We start from the raw sequence: 20,716 nt of genomic DNA, 5'->3' as shown, positions 1-20,716 counted from the left end.
CCGCCGCCCGGACCGGCTCAGGCCGGCCGGTCGACCCGCAGCACGCGGAACCCCTTGTCGGTGGCGTGCCGGGAGACCCGGAAGGACCCGCCCAGCTCGGCCGCCAGCCACCTCTGCAACGAGTCGGCCCCCAGGTTCTTCTGCACCACCAGCCACGCGCTCCCGCCGGGGCTCAGCCGCGGCAGCCACCGGAGCAGCAGCTCGTGCAGCTGCTGCTTGCCGATCCGGATGGGCGGGTTGGACCAGATGGTGTCGAAGCGCCGGTCCGCCGGCACCTGCTCGGGCAGCAGCACCTCGACGTTGCCCAGGCCCAGGGCCGCGGCGTTGTCACGGGTGAGCCCCAGTGAGCGCTCGTTGACGTCCACCGCCGTGACCCGGGCCCCGGGCGCGGCCTCCGCCAGGCTCAGGGCGATCGGGCCCCATCCGCACCCGACGTCCAGCAGCTCCGCACCGGCCGGATCGGGAACATTTCGGAGCAGCACGGACGTTCCCTTGTCGAGACCTCGCGGACTGAAGACGCCGTTGGAGGTCTGCAGGACGACCTCCCGACCGCGCAGGGCCACGGTCACCGGGCGGCGCACCTCCGGCACCGCGGGATCCTCCGAGAAGTAGTGCTCGGTCCCCGGGTTGGGGGCCGCCGGTCCGGCGGCGGGATCGGGGGAGTCGGAACGCCGTGTCATAGATGTTCATGCTACCGACCGCGCGGACCCGGCCCGCTCCGCGCAGCCGCCCGTCCGCGGACCCGCTCGTCGGAGACCGCGACTAGAATTCCGAGAACCACATCCTTTCCGAAAGGAACCATGACCCAGTCTCACAACACCCCTGCCGACCACAGCACCGCGGCTCCCGCGGTGGAGGCCGACCACGGCCTGAGCCGGCAGGACCTCGAGGACGTCGTCGAACGCGTCCTGTCCCGGGCCCGGGCCCGGGAGGCCGACGCCGGAGAGCGCGCCGACCGCCGGCACGAGGACTCCGGGGCCGCCGGGAACGGCCTGCTGAGCGGCCGCGCCCGCGAACTGGCCGACAGCGGCCAGGAGCACTCGCAGCACGACGGCGAGCAGCAGGACCTCGACGAGCGCCGCGCCCTGCGCCGGGTCGGGGGCCTGTCCACCGAGCTCGAGGACGTCACGGAGCTCGAGTACCGCCAGCTGCGCCTCGAGCGCGTGGTCCTGGCCGGTCTCTGGACCGAGGGCACGCTCGAGGAGGCGGAGAACTCCCTGCGGGAGCTCGCCGCGCTCGCCGAGACCGCCGGCTCCGAGGTGCTGGACGGCATCGTCCAGCGCCGGCTCAAGCCGGACCCCGCCACGTTCCTGGGCTCCGGCAAGGCCAAGGAGCTACGCGACATCGTCGCCGCCACCGGCGCCGACACCGTCATCGTGGACTCCGAGCTCGCCCCGTCCCAGCGGCGCGGGCTGGAGGACGTCGTGAAGGTCAAGGTCATCGACCGCACCGGTCTGATCCTCGACATCTTCGCCCAGCACGCCAAGTCCAAGGAGGGCAAGGCGCAGGTCGAGCTCGCCCAGCTCGAGTACCTGCTCCCGCGCCTGCGCGGCTGGGGCGAGTCCCTGTCCCGCCAGGCCGGTGGCCGCGCCGCCGCCGGTGAGGGCATCGGCTCGCGCGGGCCCGGTGAGACCAAGATCGAGCTGGACCGCCGCCGGATCCGCACGCGGATGGCCAAGCTGCGCCGCGAGATCGCCGCCATGAAGCCGGCCCGGGAGACCAAGCGGCTCAACCGCCGCCGCAACTCCGTGCCCTCCGTGGCGATCGCCGGCTACACCAACGCGGGCAAGTCCTCGCTGCTCAACCGGCTCACCGACGCCGGGGTGCTCGTGGAGAACGCCCTGTTCGCGACCCTGGACCCCACGGTCCGCCGGGCGCAGACCCCGGACGGCATCGGCTACACGCTCTCGGACACGGTCGGCTTCGTGCGGTCCCTGCCGACCCAGCTCGTGGAGGCCTTCCGCTCCACGCTGGAGGAGGTCGCCGACGCCGACCTCATCCTGCACGTGGTGGACGCCTCCCACCCGGACCCGGAGGGCCAGATCCGGGCGGTGCGCCAGGTGTTCACGGACATCGACGCGCAGAACATCCCGGAGATCATCGTGCTCAACAAGGTCGACGCCGCCGACCCCTTCGTGGTCGAGCGGATCCGCCAGCGCGAGCGCAACGTCGTGGTGGTCTCCGCCCGCACCGGTGAGGGCCTCGAGGCGCTGCGGGAGCGGATCAGCCAGTCCATCCCGCGCCCGGAGACGGTGCTGGACCTGTTGGTCCCGTACCAGCGCGGCGACGTCGTGAGCCGGCTGCACGACTGGGACGCGGAGATCCTGCGCACCGAGCACCTGCCCGAGGGCACGCACCTGCTGGTGAAGGTCCGCGAGGACCTGGCGGCCGAGCTCGCGGAGTTCGCCCCGGAGCGCGCGCCCGGCTTCGGCGCCGAGAGCGCCTGAGCCGGTGCCCGCAGCATTCGTCGACGAGTCCGGGCAGGACGTCTCCGGCACGCGGCCGGAGACCCTGCCCGGGGCCCAGGACGCCCTGGGCCTGCTCGACACCGCCGTCACGGCGATGGGCGGGCAGGTCCGGGACGGGCAGCGGCTGATGACCGCCAAGGTCGCGGAGGCCCTCGACCGCGGCCGGCACCTGCTGGTCCAGGCGGGGACCGGCACCGGCAAGTCCCTCGCCTACCTGGCCCCGCTCGTGGCGCACGCCCAGCACGCGGACAAGCCGGTGGTGGTGGCCACCGCGACCCTCGCCCTGCAGTCGCAGATCGTGGGCCGGGACGTCCCCCGCCTGCTGGCCGCCCTGGAGGGGGAGCTGGAGCACGAGGTCGACGTCGCCCTGCTCAAGGGCCGCAGCAACTACGTCTGCCTGCACAAGCTTGAGGGCGGCTATCCGTCCGAGGACGACCCGGGTGCGCTCTTCGCCCTGCCCGACGCCGCCCCGCACCCCGGTGCCGCGCAGCCGGAGACCACCGAGCAGCCCGGCCGGCTGGGCCAGGAGGTCCAGCGCCTGCGCGAGTGGGCGCGCGCCACGGACACCGGTGACCGCGACGAGCTGCTGCCGGGCGTGAGCGACAAGGCGTGGCGCCAGGTCTCCGTGACCGCCAAGGAGTGCCTGGGCCGCAGCTGCCCCCTGGTCGAGGAGTGCTTCGCCGAGCTCGCCAAGCAGCGGGCCGGGGAGGCGGACATCGTGATCACCAACCACGCCCTGCTCGCGATCAACGCGTTCGAGGGCATCACGGTCCTGCCCGAGCACGACGTCGTGGTGATCGACGAGGCGCACGAGCTGCAGGACCGGGTCACGGGGGCGGTCACCGGCCAGCTCTCCGCCGCCATGGTGCGTGCGGCGGCGGCCTCGGCGCGCAAGCACACCGCCGCGAACCCCGACTCCCTCACCGCCGGGGCCGCCAACCTGGAGGCCGCGCTGCTGGGCGCGCCCGCCGAACTGCTGCACCGGGGCCTCGACGACGCCCAGGCGGCGGCCGTGGCCCAGATCCGGGACGCCGCCCGCACGGTCATGAGCGAGTCCAAGGGCGGCTCCGGGGGCGAGAAGGACGGGGACGCCGGACGGCAGATGGCCCGCTCGCGGGTCAGCGACGTGCTGGAGCTGGCCGAGCGGATCCTCGCCGCCGCCGACTCCCGCGAGGTGCTGTGGATCTCGCGGCAGGGCGGCTGGGAACCCGGCCGCGGCTACGTCCCCGCCGAGGACACCGACCCGGCCACCCTGCACGTCGCGCCGCTGTCGGTGGCCGGGACCCTGCGGGAGGGCCTCTTCGACGGCCGGACCGTGGTGCTGACCTCGGCCACCCTCTCCGTCGGCTCCTCCTTCGACGCCGCCGCCGGGGCCCTCGGCCTCCGCGGCGAGGGCGCCCCGCGCTGGGAGGGCGTGGACGTGGGCAGCCCCTTCGACTACCCGAAGCAGGGGATCCTCTACCTCGCCAAGCACCTGGAGAAGCCGGGCCGGCGCCTGACCGAGGCCCAGCTGGAGGAGATGCTCGCCCTGCTCGAGGCCTCGCGCGGCGGGGCGCTGGGCCTGTTCTCCTCCCGACGAGCGGCGGAGGAGGCCGCGGAGGCCCTGCGCGGGCGCACCGACCTGCCGATCCTCTGCCAGGGGGAGTCCTCGCTGGCGGGACTCGTCCAGGAGTTCACCGACGACCCCGCCACGAGCCTGTTCGGGACGATGAGCCTGTGGCAGGGCGTCGACGTCCCGGGGGCCTCGTGCCGGCTGGTGATGATCGACCGGATCCCCTTCCCGCGCCCGGACGACCCGCTGTCCACGGCCCGCAGCCGGGCGGCCGAGCGGGCGGGCGGCAACGGCTTCATGTCCGTCTCGGCGACGCACGCGGCCGTGCGGCTGGCCCAGGGCGCCGGCCGGCTCATCCGCGCCGGCGGGGACCGCGGGGTCGTGGCGATCCTGGACTCCCGGATCGCCACGGCCCGCTACGGGGGGTTCCTGCGGGGGTCGCTGCCGCCGCTGTGGACCACCACGGACCGCTCGGTGGTGCTCGGGGCCCTGGCGCGCCTGGCGACGGCCTGACCCGCTCAGGACACGGCACGGGGCCCGGCCGATCGGCCGGGCCCCGTGCCGTGTCGCGAGCCGGGCAGCGGAGGCCGAACAGCGGATGCCGGACTGCTGATGCCCGACGGCGGATCTCGGGCGGCAGGCGTCAGAGGCTGCGCAGCACCGAGACGACCTTGCCCATCACCGTGGCGTGGTCCCCGAGGATGGGTTCGTAGCGCGTGTTCTGCGGGAGCAGCCAGGTGTGCCCGTCACGCTGGCGGAAGGTCTTCACCGTCGCCTCGTCGTCGAGCAGGGCGGCCACGATGTCCCCGTTGTCGGCGGCGCTCTGCCGGCGGACCACGACCCAGTCGCCGTCGCAGATGGCGGCGTCGATCATCGAGTCGCCCTTGACCCGCAGCATGAACAGCTCGCCGTGGCCGACCAGCTGGCGGGGCAGCGCCAGCACGTCCTCCACGTCCTGCTCGGCGGTGATGGGCCCGCCGGCGGCGATGTGGCCCACCAGGGGCACCATGGTCACGTCCGCGGAGGTGGACAGCTCCGCCACCCCGCCCGGTGCGACGGCGCGCGGACCGCGGGGCGCGTCCGCCGGCTCGTGCGGCCCCTCCGGGACGGCTGCGTCGCGCAGCTGCAGGGGCGCGAGCACCTCCATCGCCCGCGGGCGCTTCGGGTCCCGGCGCAGGTAGCCCAGCTTCTCGAGCTGCGAGAGCTGGTGGGTGACGCTGGAGAGCGAGGCCAGGCCCACGAGGTCGCCGATCTCGCGCATCGACGGCGGATAGCCGTGCTCGGCGATGGAGCGCTGGATCGCCTCGAGGATGGTGCGCTGGCGCACGCTGAGACCCCTGCCGCGCGCGCGGGTGCCGGAGCGCGCGGCCCGGGCGCGGGACTCCTCGGGGGTGGGGGGCTGAGCCATGGGAGCGTCGTCCTTTCGCGTCCGGCTGGTGGTGCCTCCGGTGCGCGCCGGCCCCGTTCCGATGTCGGACCCGGATGCTTCGATGGGTCCCAGCCAGCGGGAAGCCGGGGTGTCGGAACGCGTGCCGGCCCGAGGCCCGAACGTGCTCCCAGCCTAGGCGACACGCCGTGTGTCTTCAAACATATGTACGACCGGGTGTCGACAGCCTTCGCAGACCCATGCTAGACATGGGTCATCGGTATTCGAAAGTATGTTCGATCGCATGCAGGCCCGGACGGGCCGCCGGTCGGACCGGTGTTCGAGATCGCCCGCTCCCTGCGGGAACGTCAAGGAGTTCATGTCATGAGTGCCAGTGCCACCCTCAGTGCCGTCGCCGCGCGCCGCCCCCGATCCCTCGGCGGCCCGGCACGCTCGGCTCGCCGGGCCCGCGCGTCGGCAGGGGCCTCCCGCGCTCCGCTGGTCCTGACCCGGCGGGGCCGCCTGGTGCTGCTGGGCCTGCCCGTGCTGGCCGGCTCCGCGGCCCTGGTGGTGCTCGCCGTGATCTTCCTCGTCCCGTCCACGGCCACGGCCACCAGCGAGCCCGTGACGGGCCCCGGGACGGAGCTGGCCACGGTGCACCCCGGGCAGAGCCTGTGGGACCTCGCCGTGCAGGCGGACCCGGAGCGCGACCCGCGGGACGTCATGGACGAGATCGTGGAGCTCAACGACCTCGACAGCTCCGTCCTCCAGGCGGGCCAGCTCGTCGAGGTCCCCGCTGCCTGAGCGGCGGCCCGTCCGCCGGCCCGTCCGCCGGAGCGGGTGCCGGGCCGCCGCCGGGCACCCCGCCCCGGAGCGCGCCGGGCATCGGTAGGGTCGAGGGCATGAGCACCGGCGCCCTCCACCCGCGTCCCGACCGCGGGACCTCACCGACCCCCGGGTCCGCCGGCGCTGCCCGGCGGCCTGCCCGGAGCCGGTCGAGCACCGTCCGGCCGCTGCTGGCCGGCGCGATCTGCAGCGAGGTGGCCGCCTCACTGGCCCTGAAGGCCGCCCTGGAGCACCCCGGCTGGTACCTGCTGGTGGTCACCGGCTACGGCGCCGCGTTCGTGCTCCTCGCGGCGGTGCTGCGCCGCGGTCTGCCCGTCGGCGTGGCTTACGGCATCTGGGCGGCGACGGGCGTGACGCTCACCGCCCTCCTGGCGGCCCTGGTCTTCGGGGAGGCGCTGAGCCCGCTGGTGCTCGCCGGCATCGTCCTGGTCGTGGCCGGGGTGCTGTGCGTGGAGGTCGGCGCCCACCGGGCCGCCCGGGACGGCGGCGCCTGATGGCCTGGCTCTACCTGACCGGGGCGATCCTCACCGAGGTCACCGCCACCCTGTCCCTGCGGGTCGCCGCGGAGGGCCGCCGGCGCTGGTACGCCGCCGTGGTGGCCGGCTACCTGCTCGCGTTCACGTTCCTCGCCCTCGCCCTGCGCCACGGACTGGGGCTGGGCGTGGCCTACGGCATCTGGGCCGCCGCGGGCGTGGCGCTCACCGCGATCGCGGGCCGGCTGCTCTTCGGCGAGCCCCTGAGCCGGGTCATGGCCCTGGGCATCGCACTCATCATGGGCGGCGTGCTGCTGATCGAGCTCGGCGCCGCCCACTGACCCGCCCGTCACCGACCGCCCCGCCCGACCCGCGGGCGGGCACCGGGGGCAGGTCTAAACTGTTCGGGTGACGCAGAACCTGGACCGACTCAACGCCCTCCCGCTGCGCGACGACCTGCGCGGCAAGGCCCCCTACGGCGCCCCGCAGCTGGACGTCGCCGTGGCGCTCAACACCAACGAGAACACCCACCCGGTCCCGGCGGACGTGCACACCGCGATCGTGGAGGAGGTCGCCGCGGCGGCCTGGACCCTCAACCGGTACCCGGACCGGGAGTTCACGGCCCTGCGGGAGGAGCTCGCCGCGTACCTGGGCCACGGGCTGGGGGCCGAGCACCTCTGGGCGGCCAACGGCTCCAACGAGATCCTGCAGCAGATCCTGCAGGCCTTCGGCGGCCCCGGGCGCTCCCTGCTCACCTTCGTCCCGACCTACTCCATGTACCCGCTGCTGGCCGCGGGCACGCACACCGCCTTCGTGGCGGGGGAGCGGTCCGCGGACTTCGGGCTCACCGCGCAGTCGGCGGCCGAGCAGGTCCGCCGGCACCGCCCCGACGTCGTCTTCCTCTGCTCGCCCAACAACCCCACGGGCACGGCCCTGGGCGAGGACGTCGTCACGGCCGTGTACGAGGCCGGTGAGCCGTTCCGGACCGTCGTGGTGGTGGACGAGGCCTACGCGGAGTTCTCCCACGCGGGCACGGGCACCGCGCTCTCCCTGCTGGCGGACCGGCCCCGCCTCATCGTGACCCGCACCATGAGCAAGGCCTTCGCGCTCGCCGGCGCCCGGCTGGGCTACTTCGCGGCGGCCCCCGAGGTCGCGGACGCGATCCGTCTCGTGCGCCTGCCCTACCACCTCTCGGCCGTCACCCAGGCGACCGCCCTGGCCGCCCTGCGCCACTCGGAGGCGCTGCTGGCCAACGTCGAGGACATCAAGCGCCAGCGGGACCGCATCGTCGAGGAGCTAGGCCGGCTCGGGCTCGCACCGGCGGCCTCGGACTCCAACTTCGTGTTCTTCGGCGGGATGCCGGACTCCCGGGCCATGTGGCAGGCGCTGCTGGAGGACGGGGTGCTCGTGCGCGACGTCGGGATCCCCGGTCACCTGCGGGTCACCGCCGGCACGGAGGAGGAGACCACCGCCTTCCTGACCAGCATGGAGCGGATCGTCTCCGCCGGCTGAGGCCCCGGGAGCCGGGGCCTCCCGTCCCGGATAGCATGGAGGCAGACAACCACCGGGCCCGACGCCCCGCCCGCCCGGGGCGGCCCGGGCCACCCCGCGGCCCGTCGACGGCCGCGCCGCGCCCGCGAGGAGTTCCACCCGCATGACCGACCAGAGCCCCACCGGCACCCGTGCCCCCCGCCGCGCCTCCCTGGAGCGGCGCACGAGCGAGTCCTCGGTGTCCGTCGAGATCGACCTCGACGGCACGGGCGTGAACGACATCGACACCTCGGTGCCGTTCTACGACCACATGCTCACCGCCCTGTCGAAGCACTCCCTCATCGACATGCGGATCCGGGCGACCGGCGACACCCACATCGACGTCCACCACACGGTCGAGGACACGGCCATCGTCCTCGGCGACGCGCTGCGGCAGGCCCTGGGCGACAAGGCCGGCATCCGCCGCTTCGGCGAGGCCACCGTCCCGCTGGACGAGGCCCTGGCCAACGCCGTGGTCGACATCTCCGGCCGCCCCTACGCGGTGCACACCGGGGAGCCCGAGGGCCAGCAGTACCACCTCATCGGCGGGCACTTCACCGGTTCGATGGTCCAGCACGTCTTCGAGTCCCTGGCCCACCACGCCGGGATCTGCCTGCACATCACGCTGCTGGCCGGGCGGGACCCGCACCACATCGCCGAGGCGCAGTTCAAGGCCCTCGCGCGCGCCCTGCGCCAGGCCGTGGAGCCCGACCCCCGGGTCAGCGGCGTCCCGTCGACCAAGGGCGCCCTGTGAGCGCCGAAGGAGATCGCATGCCGGAGCAGGCCGCCCGCCCCACCGTCACCGTCCTCGACTACGGCGCGGGCAACGTCCGCTCGGCCGTGCGCGCCCTCGAGGCCGCCGGGGCCGACGTGGTGCTCAGCGCCGACCCCGAGGCCGTCCTGGACGCGGACGGGCTCGTGGTCCCCGGCGTCGGCGCCTTCGCCGCGGTCATGGAGGGCCTGCGCTCCGTCGACGGCCTGCGCCTGATCGGCCGCCGCCTCGCCGGCGGGCGCCCCGTGCTGGGCATCTGCGTGGGCCTGCAGGTCCTCTTCGACTCCGGCGTCGAGCACGGCCAGGAGACCGAGGGCATGGGCGAGTGGCCCGGCGTCGTCGAGCGGCTGAAGGCCGACGTGGTCCCGCACATGGGCTGGAACACGGTCGACCCGCCCGAGGGCTCGGTGCTGTTCCGGGGCCTCGAGGACGAGCGCTTCTACTTCGTGCACTCCTACGGGGTGCAGGAGTGGGACTTCCCGCAGAACATCCTGAAGATGAAGCCGCCGCAGGTCACCTGGTCCGAGCACGGGGGACGGTTCATCGCCGCCGTGGAGAACGGGGCGCTGTGCGCCACGCAGTTCCACCCGGAGAAGTCCTCCGAGGCCGGCATCCAGCTGCTGCGCAACTGGCTGGGCACCCTCCCGCGGACCGGCCGGCTGGACCACCTCAAGGCCGGGGACCCCCTGGGCGGGGACACCCTGGCCGGGCGGCCGACCCTCCAGCAGGAGGGCGACGACGCGTGAGCGCCGCCGTCGTCGTGATGGTCCTCGGCGCCTTCGTCGCCGGCGGCGCCATCTCCTTCCACCGGCAGAAGATGCCGGCCTGGACGGTGGTGGCCCTGGCCCTGGTCGCCGCCGGGCTCATCGGCTACGGCTGGTACGCCTGGTTCCAGGCCCGCTGAGCCCGCCCGTCCCGCACGTCCCCGACCCGGAGCGGCTCCCCGAGCCGCTCCACCACCCGAGCAGCCCCGGACGGCCCCGCGCCGCCCGGGAGCCCGAGAAGGAAGAGATCCCATGCCCCTGAGTGAGACCCCCCGCCTGCAGCTGCTGCCCGCCGTCGACGTCGCCGACGGCCAGGCCGTGCGCCTGGTCCAGGGCGAGGCCGGCTCCGAGACCGGCTACGGCGACCCCCTGGAGGCGGCGCTCGCCTGGCAGGAGGCCGGGGCGGAGTGGATCCACCTCGTGGACCTCGACGCCGCCTTCGGCCGCGGGGACAACATCGAGGTGCTGCGCCGCGTCGCGGCCGAGCTCGAGCTGAAGGTCGAGATGTCCGGCGGGATCCGGGACGACGCCTCGCTGGAGCGGGCCCTGTCCCTGGACCCGGCCCGGATCAACCTCGGCACGGCCGCCCTCGAGAACCCGGAGTGGACCCGGAAGGTGATCGCCGAGCACGGCGAGGCCATCGCCGTGGGTCTCGACGTGCGCGGCACCACGCTGGCCGCGCGCGGCTGGACCGAGGAGGGCGGTGACCTCTGGGAGGTCCTGGACCGCCTCGAGGAGCACGGCTGCGCCCGGTACGTGGTCACCGACGTGACCAAGGACGGCACCCTCAAGGGCCCCAACCTGGAGCTGCTGAAGGAGGTCGCCACCCGCACGGACAAGCCGGTGGTCGCCTCCGGCGGCATCTCCTCCCTCGACGACCTCGCGGCCCTGCGCACCCTCGTGCCCTCCGGCGTGGAGGGCGCCATCGTGGGCAAGGCCCTGTACGCGGGCCGGTTCACGCTCGGGGAGGCCCTCGACGTGGCGGGCCGTCCGGCGGCGCGGTGACGGAGCGCCCACTCCCCGCCCACATCGCGGCCCAGCTCGCGAGCGCCGGCGGCACGGAGGACACCGGCGGGCAGGCCTGGGCGGGACGCAACCTGGGCGAGGGCACCAGCCACACCCACCGGTTCCCCGACGACGACGGCGCCGCCGCCGCGGCGGTACTCGACGCGCTCGCCGGCCTGCGGGCCGGCACCGGGGACGAGTCGCAGGTGGTCGCCGCCCTGGCGGGCACGCGGGTGTTCGTGCCGGTCGTGGCCGAGGTCTCCTCCTCGACCGTGACCGCCTCCGGGCACGTGGCCGACAAGGAGGCGGACATGGCGCTGGTGTCCCTGCGGGCGGCCGACGGCCGCCCGGTGCTGCCCGTGTTCACGTCCACCGCCGCCCTGTCCGCCTGGCACCCCCAGGCCCGGCCCGTGGCCACCGACGTCCGCCGGGCGGCGGTGGCCGCGGTGAAGGACGGCACCCAGCTGCTCGTGCTCGACCCCGGCGCGGACCTGCCCTTCGTGGTGCGCCGGCCGGCGCTCTGGGCGCTGGCCCAGGGCCGGGCCTGGACGCCGTCCTACCGCAGCCCGGCCGTCGCCGACGCCGTGCGCCGCTGCGCCGAGGGACTGCCCGGGGTGGCATCGGCGGGGACCGCGTCCGGCAGCGGCGTCGCGGCCCGGGCCGCGGACGGCACGGTCGTCGACGGCGGGGGAGCCGGCCCGGAGCTGGCGGTCGTGCTCGCCCTGCGCGCCGGGCTGGACCGCACCCAGGTGGACGACGTGCTCGCCCGCTTCCAGGCCCGGCTCAGCGTCGAGCCGGCCCTCGCCGAGGACGTGGACTCGATGCAGCTGCGCCTCACGACCGCGGGCTGATCCGGCGCACCGGATCAGCCCGCGTCCACGAGGCGCTCGGGAGCCCGGTCAGTTCACCGGGCCGGTGAACTTCTCGCCCGGGCCCTGACCGGGGGCGTCCGGGTAGAGGGAGGCCTCGCGGAACGCCAGCTGGAGCGTGCGCAGGCCGTCGCGCAGCGGGGCGGCGTGCTGAGAGCCGATCTCCGGGGCGGCGGCCGTGACGAACCCGGCCAGGGCGGTGATGAGCTTGCGCGCCTCGTCCAGGTCCTTGAGCTCGTCCGCGTCCTCGCCGGCGGCCAGGCCGCACTTCACGGCGGCAGCGCTCATGAGGTGGACGGCGGCGGTCGTGATGACCTCGATGGCGGGGACCTCCGCGATGTCGCGCATCTGCTCGTCGACGGCCTGCACCGTCTCCTGCGGGAGGTCCTGGCCGGAGCGGGCGGCGTCGTCGTCGAAGCGGAAGGTGTTCTCGGAAGTCATGGTCCAACTCTGCCACACCGCCCCTGCCCGCCGGGCCTATCCTGCTGGGGAGGCCGGCGCCGGCCGGAGAGGGGCGGAACGCGGTGTGGATCGGGTGGATCGAGTTCGACCTGCTGCTGGGGGACGTGCACTCGCTGAAGGCCAAGCGGTCGCTGGTGCGGCCCCTCGTGGCCGAGCTGCGCCGCCGGTACCCGGTGAGCGCCGCGGAGGTCGGCCACCTCGACCTGCACCGCCGGGCCCTCGTGGGGGCCGGCGCGGTCGCGGGGGACTCCGCCCACCTCGTCGACGTCCTCGACCAGCTCGAGCGCTTCGTGGCGGCCCGCCCCGAGACGGAGCTGCTCTCGGCACGCCGCGGCCTGCACAGCACCGAGGACGAGTGAGGGGCCCGGTTCCCCAACCCCCGGCCGATGGGCTAGACTGTCCGGCAGTGTGCAAGTGGAGGAGACTCCCACCCGCGCCGACCACGGTCGCCGGGTTCGCGACGACATCGTCCGCACGACGGCCCGCCGGGTTCCCCGAGTCGGTGCTGTCACGCAGCGCACCATCTCCGGGTGGTGCGCCGATGAGCCTCCGCTTGCCGACCGCAGCGGGGGCTTTTGCCGTTGCGGACCGGACCGGACCATGAGGTCCCCGGAAACCTCCGGGCGATCACGCAAAACATCAGGAGCACGGCATTAGCGATCCACGTATCAATGACAGAATCCGAGTCCCCGAAGTCCGCCTCGTCGGACCCGCAGGCGAGCAGGTCGGCATCGTCCGCGTCGAGGACGCACTGAGGCTGGCCCGCGAATCGGATCTCGATCTGGTCGAGGTGGCGCCCAACGCCAAGCCGCCGGTGGCCAAGCTCATGGACTTCGGCAAGTACAAGTACGAGGCCGCGGTCAAGGCCCGGGAGTCGCGCAAGAACCAGACGAACACGGTCCTCAAGGAGGTCCGGTTCCGGCTCAAGATCGACACCCACGACTACGAGACCAAGGTCGGCCACGCCAAGCGCTTCCTCGGCGCCGGCGACAAGGTCAAGGCCATGATCCAGTTCCGCGGCCGTGAGCAGCAGCGCCCCGAGATGGGCGTGCGCCTGCTCGAGCGCTTCGCGAACGACGTCGCCGAGGTCGGGGCGGTCGAGTCGAGCCCCCGGGTCGACGGGCGCAACATGGTCATGGTCGTGGGCCCGCTGAAGAACAAGGCCGAGGCCAAGGCCGAGGCGCGCCGCCAGAAGCAGCGCGAGGAGGCCCGGGCCGAGAACGACCGCAAGGCCAGGGAGAAGGTCGACACCTCCTCCGCCGAGCCCGTGACCCAGTCGATCGGGGACGCGTTCCCGGCCGAGCTGCGCGAGCAGGCCGCCCGGACCGAGGAGCCGGCGCAGCAGACCGCGCCGGAGCCCCAGGTCCAGGAGACCGCGCCGGAGCCCCAGGTGCAGGAGACCGCGCCGGAGCCCCAGGTGCAGGAGACTGCGCCGGAGCCCCAGGTCCAGGAGGTGGCGCCCGCGCCCGAGGCCCAGGAGGCGGCGCCCGCCGTCCCCGCGGCCACGGAGCAGAAGGCGGCACCCGCCGCCCGCACGGAGCCGGCACCGCGGCCCGCGGCACCGGCCGCCCCGAAGGCCTCGGCCCCCGAGGCGCCGCGGCCGGCGCCCAAGGCCCCGCGGCCCGGCCCGAAGCCGGGCGCCAAGCCCGGTCCCCGGGCCTGAGCGGGCAGCAGGACCTTCCGCGCGAGCGGAGCAGAACTGACAACGCCCCGCGGGCGCAGCCGGTCCCGGCTGTGCCCGGGGGGCACCGTTGAGGTGCGACGGACGTCGTCGTGCCCTCCGGTGACCACCACCGGAAGAGACGCAAGGAGAACGGCCCACATGCCGAAGATGAAGACCCACAGCGGGGCGAAGAAGCGCTTCAAGCTCACCGGTACCGGCAAGGTGAAGCGCCAGCAGGCCAACCGCCGCCACTACCTGGAGCACAAGTCCTCCCGCCTGACCCGCCGCCTGGCCTCCGACCAGATCGTCACCCCCGGCGAGGCCAAGGTCATCAAGAAGATGCTGGGCAAGTAACCCCCACCGCATCCTCCGGGGAGCCCGCCTCCCCGCCCCGCACAGATTTGACCTCCCGGCCGAGCGGCCGGGACCGAAGTGAAGGAGTACACACGTGGCACGTGTGAAGCGGGCGGTCAACGCCCACAAGAAGCGCCGGGAAATCCTCGAGCAGGCCTCCGGCTACCGCGGCCAGCGCTCGCGCCTCTACCGCAAGGCGAAGGAGCAGGTCACCCACTCGTTCGTCTACAGCTACAACGACCGCCGCAAGCGCAAGGGCGACTTCCGCCGGCTGTGGATCCAGCGCATCAACGCCGCTGCCCGCGCCAACGGCCTGACCTACAACCGCTTCATCCAGGGCCTGAAGGCCGCTGAGGTGGAGGTCGACCGCCGCATGCTCGCCGAGCTGGCCGTCAACGACCAGCAGGCCTTCGCCGGGCTGGTCGAGATCGCCAAGAACGCCCTGCCGGAGGACACCTCCGCGCCGCGCGAAGCCGCAGCCTGACCCCGTCGGAGCTGTGAACCTCACGGAGCGCCTGGCCGACCGGCCGATGTCCAACCCCCGAGCCGATCGGGTGCGGGACGTCGCGGGACTGGCCGGGCGCTCCGCGCGCTCCAAGCGCGGGCTGTTCCTCGCCGAGGGACCGCAGAACGCCCGGGAGGCCCTGGCCCGGCACCTGGAGTCCCCGTGCGTGGACGCCGTCTACGTCACCGGGGACGCGCTGGCCCAGCACCCGGACATCACCGCCCTGCTCGAGCGCGTGGCCGCCGACCGCGCCGTGTTCGTCCGCCTGGTGACCCGGGAGGTGCTCGCGGCGATGAGCGACGCGGTGAGCCCGCAGGGCGTCGTCGTGGTGTGCCGGTCCCTGGACGTTCCCGCGGCCGGGATCCTCCGGCCCGCCCCGCAGCTGGTGGCCGTCCTGGCGCGGGTGCAGGACCCGGGCAACGCGGGCACGCTCCTGCGCGCCGCGGACGCGGCGGGGGCCGACGCGCTGGTGCTCAGCACCGGCAGCGTGGACGTCTACAACCCGAAGGCGGTCCGGTCCACCGCCGGGTCCCTGTTCCACCTGCCCGTGGCCGTGGGCGCGGACCTGCCCGAGCTGGTCCGCGCCGCCCGCGCGGCCGGCTGCGGGATCCTCGCCGCCGACGGCCGCGGGGACGTCGACCTCGACCGGCTCCAGGACCTCTCCGCCGCCCGCGCCGCCGGTGCCCCGGTCGAGGACACCGGCTACGACCTGGCCCGCCCCACCGTGTGGCTCTTCGGCAACGAGGCCCAGGGGCTGTCGGAGGAGGAGAAGGCCCTGGCCGACCACCGCGTGGCCGTGCCGGTGTACGGCCGGGCGGAGTCCCTCAACGTGGGCACCGCGGCCACTGTGTGCCTATACGCCTCCGCGCGCGCGCAGCGACGGGCCGGGCGGGCGCACCGGTGACCGCGCCGCTGCCCGCCGCGTTCCGCACCCAGGTGGTCGGTGCCGCCCTGCTGGACGACCTGCACCGTCCCACGGCCTTCCTCGCCGCCCAGCGCGCCTATCCGGCGGGGCTGCGCGGGCTGTGGGAGTTCCCCGGCGGCAAGCAGGAGCCCGGCGAGACCTGCGAGGCCGCCCTGCGGCGCGAGTGCGCCGAGGAGCTCGGAGCGGCCGTGGAGCTGCTGGCCGAGGTGCCCGGCCCGCACCCGCAGGGCTGGCCCCTCCAGGAGACGGCGGCGATGCGCGTCTGGACCGGCGTGCTCGCGGCGGGATCGCCCGACCCCGCGGCCGGGCAGGACCACCTCGCCGTGCGCTGGGTGCCGCTCGGGAACGCCGCCGCCGCACTGGCGATGCCGTGGATCCCGGCCGATCTGCCGATCGTGCGGGCGCTGCTCGACCAGCTGGCCGACTGACCGGCCGACCGCCGCCCTCCGGGCCGCCCCGGACCCCCCGCCTGGCCACGATCGCCCTGGCGGACGTCGAGAACCCCGACCGACCACGGCTTCCCCGACTGATCACGTCTTCCTCAACCGATCACGGCTCCCCGGCCGACCACGGCCCCCTGCTGACCACGGCTTCCCCGAGTGAGCACGTCATCCCCGAGTGACCACACGGTCCCGTGGTCACTCGGGAGAACCGCGGTCAGTTCCGGGCGGGTGCGCCGCCCCGGCGGCGGGGCCGGGCGCGGTAGCCGCCGTCGGCCAGGCCCGCCCGCACCTCGAACGGGTTGTGCGGGGCCGGGTGCCCGCAGCGCAGCACCGACCACCCGGCGGCGGCGGCGTAGAGGGGCAGGAACGGCAGGCCCAGGCACAGGGCGTACTGGCTGGCGTGGCGGGACTCGTGGGCCAGCAGCCGGGGGCGGGCGGCGACGTCGTCGGGCCCGGCCCGGAAGAGCACCACGTTGCCCACGGTGAACGCCCCCGCCCTGGGCAGCCGCGGGCGGTAGCCGAAGCCCAGCAGCAGCCCCTCGGGCCCGCGGACCACCCGCGTGCCGGTGAGCGCGGCCACCAGCAGCCCCAGCGGGGTGGACAGGTTCGCCAGGTTCCAGGCCGCGCGCTGGCGGGCCCGGCGGTGGGCCGGAGCGTTCATGGGCCCAGACTAGGCCGCGGGCCACCGGGCCGCGACCGCCCGTCCGTCGCGGTCGAGGGCCGGGGTCGCGGCGCAGGCCGGGGAGGCGGCCGGCCCCACCGGCACCGCGGACCACGTGCCATAGACTGGGGTCCGCCCGCGATCCGCGCCGATCCGGGCTTTCCCGTGCCACTGGACTCACGGAACGTGAGCCGGCGTGCCCGGACGCCACTGTCCCCGAGCCGAAGAAGCCAGTGCTGATGTCTGAACTGCCATCCGAGACCGCGCCGAGCGGCGCGGTCGCCCCGACCGACGAGGCCGCGGTCGCCGCCGCCGTGGAGGCGGCCCTGGCCGCCGTCGAGAACGCCCAGGACCTCGACGAGCTCAAGGAGGTCCGGCTCGCGCACGCGGGGGAGCGGTCCCCGCTGGCGCTGGCCAACCGGCAGATCGGCTCGCTCGACAAGACGCAGAAGGCCGCTGCCGGCAAGCTCGTGGGCCAGGCCCGCGGCCGCGTGAACCAGGCGATCGCCGCCCGCACCACGGTGCTCGAGGAGGAGCGCGACGCCCGGATCCTGGTGGAGGAGGCGGTGGACGTCACCGCCGCCGGCCGCCGCCGCGAGCTGGGCGGCCGGCACCCGCTGACGAACCTCATGGAGCGCATCGGCGAGACCTTCGTGGCCATGGGCTGGGAGGTCGCCGACGGGCCCGAGGTCGAGTCGGAGTGGTACAACTTCGACTCCCTGAACTTCAAGCCGGACCACCCCGCCCGGGAGCTGCAGGACACGTTCTTCGTGGACCCGCCCGAGGCCCACCTCGTGCTGCGCACGCACACCTCCCCGGTGCAGATGCGCACGCTGCTGACCCGCGAGCTGCCGGTCTACGTCGTCGTCCCCGGGCGCACTTACCGCACCGACGAGCTCGACGCCACGCACACCCCCGTCTTCCACCAGGTCGAGGGCCTGGCCGTGGACAAGGGACTGTCGATGGCCGACCTCAAGGGCACGCTCGAGCACTTCGCCCGGCAGATGTTCGGCCCGGAGGCGAGGATCCGGCTGCGCCCCAACTACTTCCCGTTCACCGAGCCCTCGGCCGAGCTGGACGTGTGGCACCCGAACGCCAAGGGCGGGCCCCGGTGGATCGAGTGGGGCGGCTGCGGCATGGTCCACCCCAACGTGCTGCGCGCCGCCGGCATCGACCCCGAGGTGCACTCGGGCTTCGCGTTCGGCATGGGCATCGAGCGGACCCTGATGTTCCGCAACAACGTCCCGGACATGCACGACATGGTCGAGGGCGACATCCGCTTCAGCGAGCACTTCGGGATGGAGATCTAGAGACATGCGAGTTCCTTTGTCATGGCTGCGCGAGCACGCCCCCGTCCCCGCGGACGCCACCGCCGAGGACGTCCTGGCCACCCTGGTGCAGGTCGGCCTCGAGGAGGAGGACGTCCACCGCCCCGCGGACGAGCTGCACGGCCCGGTCGTGGTGGGCCAGGTGCTGTCCAAGGAGCCGGAGACCCACTCCAACGGCAAGACCGTCAACTGGTGCACGGTGCGCGTGGTCCCCGAGGGCCGGCAGCAGACCCTGACCGGGAAGGGCATCGACCCCTCCGGGGTGCAGGGCGTGATCTGCGGGGCCCACAACTTCGAGGTCGGGGACAAGGTCGTGGTGACCCTGCCCGGCGCCGTGCTGCCCGGCAACTTCCGCATCTCGGCGCGCAAGACCTATGGGCACACCTCCGCCGGGATGATCGCCTCGGTGCGCGAGCTCGGCATCGGGGAGGACCACGACGGCATCCTCGTGCTCTCGACCCTCGGCCTGGACCCGGAGATCGGCACGGACGCCCTCGAGCTGCTCGGGCTCCACGACGAGGCCGCCGAGATCAACGTGACCCCGGACCGCGGCTACGCCTTCTCCGTCCGCGGGGTGGCCCGCGAGTACTGCCACGCCGTGCACCAGCCCTTCACCGACCCGGCCGAGGCCGTGTCCGCCCGGGTGCCCGCCCCCACCGCGGGCGGCTTCCCCGTGACCGTCGACGACGCCGCCCCCATCCACGGCAACCCCGGGTGCACCCGCTTCGTCGCCCGCACCGTGACCGGCATCGACGCGACCGCCCCCACGCCCCCGTGGATGTCGGCGCGGCTGCGCCTGGCGGGGATCCGCTCGATCTCCCTGCCGGTGGACATCTCCAACTACGTGATGCTCGAGTTCGGCCAGCCGCTGCACTTCTACGACCTCGGGGCCCTGGACGGCGGGCTCACCGTGCGCCGGGCCGCCGCGGGGGAGACCCTCACCACCCTCGACGGCAAGCAGCGCGCCCTCGATCCCGAGGACCTGCTCATCACGGACGGCTCCGGGCCGATCGGCCTGGCCGGGGTCATGGGCGGGGCCACCACCGAGGTCTCCGACGGCACCGCCGACGTCCTCGTGGAGGCGGCCCGCTTCGACGAGGTCTCCGTCGCCCGCACCACCCGCCGCCACCGGCTACCCTCGGAGGCGTCCAAGCGCTTCGAGCGCGGCGTGGACCCGCAGATCGCCCCGGTGGCCGCCCAGCGGGCCGTGGAGCTGCTCGTGGAGCTGGCCGGAGGCACCGCCGGGCCCGAGGTGACGGACGTGGACGCGACCACCGCCCCGGAGCCCATCGAGCTGCCCTGGGACTACGCGGGCCGGCGGGTGGGCGTGGACTACACGGCCGAGCAGGTCGTCTCCGTCCTCACCGAGCTCGGCGCGCAGGTCGAGACCACCGACGAGGGCTGGCGCGTCGTGCCGCCGTCGTGGCGCACGGACCTGGTCGCCAAGGAGGACCTCGTCGAGGAGATCGCCCGGCTCGTCGGCTACGACACCATCCCCTCGCGGCTGCCCGTGGCCCCGCCCGGCCGGGGCCTGACCCCCGAGCAGCAGGCCCGCAAGCGCGTGGCGGACGCGCTCGCCGCCGCGGGACTGACCGAAGTGCTCGCCTACCCGTTCGTCTCCCAGGCCGACAACGAGCTGTGGGGCGCCCCCGAGCCCGGCGCCCCGGTGCTCTCCGTCAAGCTGGCCAACCCGATCAGCGAGGCGCAGGGGATGCTGCGGGTCTCCCTGCTGCCGGGGCTGCTCGAGGTGCTGCGGCGCAACACCTCCCGCGGCTTCCGCGACCTGGCCCTGTACGAGGTCGGCCGGGTCTTCCGGCCCGTGCAGCAGCTGGTCACCCGGACCCTCCCGCCGTTGGGGGCGCACCCGGGCCAGGAGGTGCTCGAGGAGCTGGAGACCGGGATCCCGGTCCAGCCGCGCCACCTCGCGGCGGTCTTCGCCGGCCGGGACGCGGCCGAGAGCCCGTGGGTCACCCCGCGGCCGGTCGACTGGCAGGACGCCCTGGACGCCGCCCGGCTCGCCGGGGAGGTCCTGGGCGTGGAGCTGACCGTGCGGCAGGGCACGCACCAGGCCTTCCACCCGGGCCGCACGGCCGTGCTCAGCGCCCCGGACGGGACCCCGCTGGGCTACGCGGGCGAGCTGCACCCGCAGCTGGTGGCCGCCCAGGACCTGCCCGCGCGCACCGTGGCGATGGAGCTGAACCTCAGCTCGCTCATCGACGCGGAGGTCGACGTGGTCCAGGCCCGCCCCATCTCCGGCTATCCGGCCGCCACGCAGGACGTGGCGCTCGTGGTCGAGGACTCCGTCCCGGCGGCCGAGCTGCGCGCCGCCCTGGAGGAGGGGGCGGGCGAGCTGCTCGAGGACGTCCGCGTCTTCGACGTCTACCGGGGCGCCGGGATCGAGCCGGGCCGGAAGTCGGTGGCCCTCGCGCTGCGCTTCCGGGCCCCGGACCGCACGCTGACCGCGGACGAGGCCTCCGCCGCCCGCGAGGCCGCCGTCGCGGTGGCCGCCGAGCGCCACGGCGCCGTGCTGCGCGGCTGACCGGCCCGCTGCCGCACGGCCCGCTCCCCGCCCCCGGGGAGCGGGCCGTGCGCCGTTCCGCGGTCGCGCCGGCACCGGGCCGGTCACACTCGCGCCCTGCTCCCGGGGGACGGTGGTGATCTTCGGTACTGTGGCACCGGGTCCCCGACCTCGGCCCGGCGCCGCGGTCGTCCCCCTTTCCCGACCCCGTT

Annotated in this window: 23 protein-coding genes; 19 read left to right on the top strand and 4 right to left on the bottom strand. The window is 74.7% G+C overall.

What is annotated here, in order from left to right:
- Window positions 1-17: 17 nt before the first annotated feature.
- The gene (locus GMA12_RS10630; RefSeq protein ID WP_156269506.1) at window positions 18-680 is read right to left on the bottom strand and encodes a class I SAM-dependent methyltransferase; all 663 of its coding nucleotides are present in this window, start codon (window positions 678-680) and stop codon (window positions 18-20) included.
- 120 nt (window positions 681-800) lie between these two features.
- On the opposite strand from GMA12_RS10630, the gene hflX reads away from it, so the two are divergent.
- Together hflX and GMA12_RS10620 are read left to right on the top strand one after the other, a co-directional pair.
- Window positions 801-2,447, top strand: a complete 1,647-nt coding sequence (gene hflX / locus GMA12_RS10625) for a GTPase HflX (RefSeq protein ID WP_156269505.1) — start codon at window positions 801-803, stop codon at window positions 2,445-2,447.
- Between the two features lie 4 nt (window positions 2,448-2,451).
- Window positions 2,452-4,533, top strand: a complete 2,082-nt coding sequence (locus GMA12_RS10620; RefSeq protein ID WP_162459729.1) for an ATP-dependent DNA helicase — start codon at window positions 2,452-2,454, stop codon at window positions 4,531-4,533.
- Window positions 4,534-4,663: 130 nt separating this feature from the next.
- Here the strand turns inward: GMA12_RS10620 and lexA are convergent, their stop codons facing one another.
- Window positions 4,664-5,347, bottom strand: a complete 684-nt coding sequence (gene lexA / locus GMA12_RS10615) for a transcriptional repressor LexA (protein ID WP_370831305.1) — start codon at window positions 5,345-5,347, stop codon at window positions 4,664-4,666.
- A gap of 423 nt (window positions 5,348-5,770) precedes the next feature.
- Between lexA and GMA12_RS10610 the strand changes: the two genes are divergently transcribed.
- The 9 genes from GMA12_RS10610 to GMA12_RS10570 all read left to right on the top strand — a co-directional run bounded on the left by GMA12_RS10610 (window position 5,771) and on the right by GMA12_RS10570 (window position 11,627).
- On the top strand, window positions 5,771-6,190 hold the full coding sequence (locus GMA12_RS10610; protein ID WP_156269503.1) for a LysM peptidoglycan-binding domain-containing protein: 420 nt from the start codon (window positions 5,771-5,773) through the stop codon (window positions 6,188-6,190).
- 98 nt (window positions 6,191-6,288) lie between these two features.
- Window positions 6,289-6,726, top strand: a complete 438-nt coding sequence (locus GMA12_RS10605; RefSeq protein ID WP_156269502.1) for a DMT family transporter — start codon at window positions 6,289-6,291, stop codon at window positions 6,724-6,726.
- Window positions 6,726-7,046, top strand: a complete 321-nt coding sequence (locus GMA12_RS10600; RefSeq protein WP_156269501.1) for a DMT family transporter — start codon at window positions 6,726-6,728, stop codon at window positions 7,044-7,046. The genes GMA12_RS10605 and GMA12_RS10600 overlap by 1 nt, the downstream gene beginning before the upstream one ends.
- 67 nt (window positions 7,047-7,113) lie before the next feature.
- Complete coding sequence (locus GMA12_RS10595; RefSeq protein ID WP_162459728.1) at window positions 7,114-8,217, top strand: histidinol-phosphate transaminase; 1,104 nt, start codon at window positions 7,114-7,116, stop codon at window positions 8,215-8,217.
- A gap of 142 nt (window positions 8,218-8,359) precedes the next feature.
- Window positions 8,360-8,989, top strand: coding sequence for an imidazoleglycerol-phosphate dehydratase HisB (gene hisB / locus GMA12_RS10590; protein WP_156269500.1), 630 nt, complete (start codon window positions 8,360-8,362; stop codon window positions 8,987-8,989).
- Between the two features lie 17 nt (window positions 8,990-9,006).
- Window positions 9,007-9,753: an imidazole glycerol phosphate synthase subunit HisH gene (gene hisH, locus GMA12_RS10585; RefSeq protein WP_156269499.1), complete on the top strand. Its 747-nt coding sequence runs from the start codon at window positions 9,007-9,009 to the stop codon at window positions 9,751-9,753.
- Entirely contained in the window at window positions 9,750-9,911 is a 162-nt protein-coding gene (locus GMA12_RS18445) for a CG2302 family histidine operon protein (protein ID WP_156269498.1), read from the top strand. The genes hisH and GMA12_RS18445 overlap by 4 nt, the downstream gene beginning before the upstream one ends.
- 112 nt (window positions 9,912-10,023) lie before the next feature.
- A complete protein-coding gene (gene priA / locus GMA12_RS10575; protein ID WP_156269497.1) occupies window positions 10,024-10,776 on the top strand; it encodes a bifunctional 1-(5-phosphoribosyl)-5-((5-phosphoribosylamino)methylideneamino)imidazole-4-carboxamide isomerase/phosphoribosylanthranilate isomerase PriA in 753 nt (250 codons plus the stop codon).
- Window positions 10,773-11,627 carry an SseB family protein gene (locus tag GMA12_RS10570; RefSeq protein WP_162459726.1) on the top strand — a complete coding sequence of 285 codons (855 nt, stop codon included), beginning with the start codon at window positions 10,773-10,775 and terminating at the stop codon, window positions 11,625-11,627. The genes priA and GMA12_RS10570 overlap by 4 nt, the downstream gene beginning before the upstream one ends.
- Window positions 11,628-11,675: 48 nt before the next feature.
- Here GMA12_RS10570 and GMA12_RS10565 read toward each other — a convergent pair whose 3' ends face one another.
- Window positions 11,676-12,086 (bottom strand): DUF1844 domain-containing protein, encoded by a 411-nt coding sequence (locus tag GMA12_RS10565; RefSeq protein WP_156269496.1) that lies wholly within the window; start codon window positions 12,084-12,086, stop codon window positions 11,676-11,678.
- 83 nt (window positions 12,087-12,169) lie between these two features.
- Between GMA12_RS10565 and GMA12_RS10560 the strand changes: the two genes are divergently transcribed.
- The 6 genes from GMA12_RS10560 to GMA12_RS10535 all read left to right on the top strand — a co-directional run bounded on the left by GMA12_RS10560 (window position 12,170) and on the right by GMA12_RS10535 (window position 15,982).
- Complete coding sequence (locus GMA12_RS10560; RefSeq protein WP_162459725.1) at window positions 12,170-12,466, top strand: DUF503 domain-containing protein; 297 nt, start codon at window positions 12,170-12,172, stop codon at window positions 12,464-12,466.
- Window positions 12,467-12,759: 293 nt separating this feature from the next.
- Window positions 12,760-13,770, top strand: coding sequence for a translation initiation factor IF-3 (gene infC / locus GMA12_RS10555; RefSeq protein ID WP_162459758.1), 1,011 nt, complete (start codon window positions 12,760-12,762; stop codon window positions 13,768-13,770).
- 159 nt (window positions 13,771-13,929) lie between these two features.
- A complete protein-coding gene (gene rpmI / locus GMA12_RS10550; protein WP_047803998.1) occupies window positions 13,930-14,124 on the top strand; it encodes a 50S ribosomal protein L35 in 195 nt (64 codons plus the stop codon).
- A 94-nt stretch (window positions 14,125-14,218) separates the two neighbouring features.
- On the top strand, window positions 14,219-14,608 hold the full coding sequence (rplT, locus tag GMA12_RS10545) for a 50S ribosomal protein L20 (protein ID WP_031282709.1): 390 nt from the start codon (window positions 14,219-14,221) through the stop codon (window positions 14,606-14,608).
- A 13-nt stretch (window positions 14,609-14,621) separates the two neighbouring features.
- Window positions 14,622-15,533, top strand: coding sequence for a TrmH family RNA methyltransferase (locus GMA12_RS10540; RefSeq protein ID WP_162459724.1), 912 nt, complete (start codon window positions 14,622-14,624; stop codon window positions 15,531-15,533).
- Window positions 15,530-15,982, top strand: a complete 453-nt coding sequence (locus GMA12_RS10535; protein ID WP_370831180.1) for a (deoxy)nucleoside triphosphate pyrophosphohydrolase — start codon at window positions 15,530-15,532, stop codon at window positions 15,980-15,982. Before GMA12_RS10540 ends, GMA12_RS10535 begins: the two co-directional genes overlap by 4 nt.
- Window positions 15,983-16,211: 229 nt before the next feature.
- Here GMA12_RS10535 and GMA12_RS10530 read toward each other — a convergent pair whose 3' ends face one another.
- Window positions 16,212-16,658 carry an eCIS core domain-containing protein gene (locus GMA12_RS10530; protein ID WP_156269494.1) on the bottom strand — a complete coding sequence of 149 codons (447 nt, stop codon included), beginning with the start codon at window positions 16,656-16,658 and terminating at the stop codon, window positions 16,212-16,214.
- 239 nt (window positions 16,659-16,897) lie between these two features.
- Between GMA12_RS10530 and pheS the strand changes: the two genes are divergently transcribed.
- Both pheS and pheT read left to right on the top strand, forming a co-directional pair.
- The gene (pheS, locus tag GMA12_RS10525) at window positions 16,898-17,968 is read left to right on the top strand and encodes a phenylalanine--tRNA ligase subunit alpha (RefSeq protein ID WP_156269493.1); all 1,071 of its coding nucleotides are present in this window, start codon (window positions 16,898-16,900) and stop codon (window positions 17,966-17,968) included.
- A 4-nt stretch (window positions 17,969-17,972) separates the two neighbouring features.
- Window positions 17,973-20,525, top strand: a complete 2,553-nt coding sequence (gene pheT / locus GMA12_RS10520) for a phenylalanine--tRNA ligase subunit beta (RefSeq protein ID WP_156269492.1) — start codon at window positions 17,973-17,975, stop codon at window positions 20,523-20,525.
- The last annotated feature ends 191 nt before the right edge of the window (window positions 20,526-20,716 follow it).

This window comes from Kocuria sediminis (genome assembly GCF_009735315.1).
In the GTDB taxonomy this organism is placed as follows: domain Bacteria; phylum Actinomycetota; class Actinomycetes; order Actinomycetales; family Micrococcaceae; genus Kocuria; species Kocuria turfanensis.
Note: the sequence above shows the minus strand (reverse complement) of the source record. Positions and strands in the feature narration are given on the sequence as shown.

Coding starts and splice junctions, on each gene's coding strand:
- GMA12_RS10630 (WP_156269506.1), bottom strand. CDS start 680: ATGACACGGCGTTCCGACTCCCCCGATCCCGCCGCCGGACCGGCGGCC.
- hflX (WP_156269505.1), top strand. CDS start 801: ATGACCCAGTCTCACAACACCCCTGCCGACCACAGCACCGCGGCTCCC.
- GMA12_RS10610 (WP_156269503.1), top strand. CDS start 5,771: ATGAGTGCCAGTGCCACCCTCAGTGCCGTCGCCGCGCGCCGCCCCCGA.
- GMA12_RS10605 (WP_156269502.1), top strand. CDS start 6,289: ATGAGCACCGGCGCCCTCCACCCGCGTCCCGACCGCGGGACCTCACCG.
- GMA12_RS10600 (WP_156269501.1), top strand. CDS start 6,726: ATGGCCTGGCTCTACCTGACCGGGGCGATCCTCACCGAGGTCACCGCC.
- hisB (WP_156269500.1), top strand. CDS start 8,360: ATGACCGACCAGAGCCCCACCGGCACCCGTGCCCCCCGCCGCGCCTCC.
- hisH (WP_156269499.1), top strand. CDS start 9,007: ATGCCGGAGCAGGCCGCCCGCCCCACCGTCACCGTCCTCGACTACGGC.
- priA (WP_156269497.1), top strand. CDS start 10,024: ATGCCCCTGAGTGAGACCCCCCGCCTGCAGCTGCTGCCCGCCGTCGAC.
- GMA12_RS10565 (WP_156269496.1), bottom strand. CDS start 12,086: ATGACTTCCGAGAACACCTTCCGCTTCGACGACGACGCCGCCCGCTCC.
- rpmI (WP_047803998.1), top strand. CDS start 13,930: ATGCCGAAGATGAAGACCCACAGCGGGGCGAAGAAGCGCTTCAAGCTC.
- GMA12_RS10530 (WP_156269494.1), bottom strand. CDS start 16,658: ATGAACGCTCCGGCCCACCGCCGGGCCCGCCAGCGCGCGGCCTGGAAC.
- pheS (WP_156269493.1), top strand. CDS start 16,898: ATGTCTGAACTGCCATCCGAGACCGCGCCGAGCGGCGCGGTCGCCCCG.
- pheT (WP_156269492.1), top strand. CDS start 17,973: ATGCGAGTTCCTTTGTCATGGCTGCGCGAGCACGCCCCCGTCCCCGCG.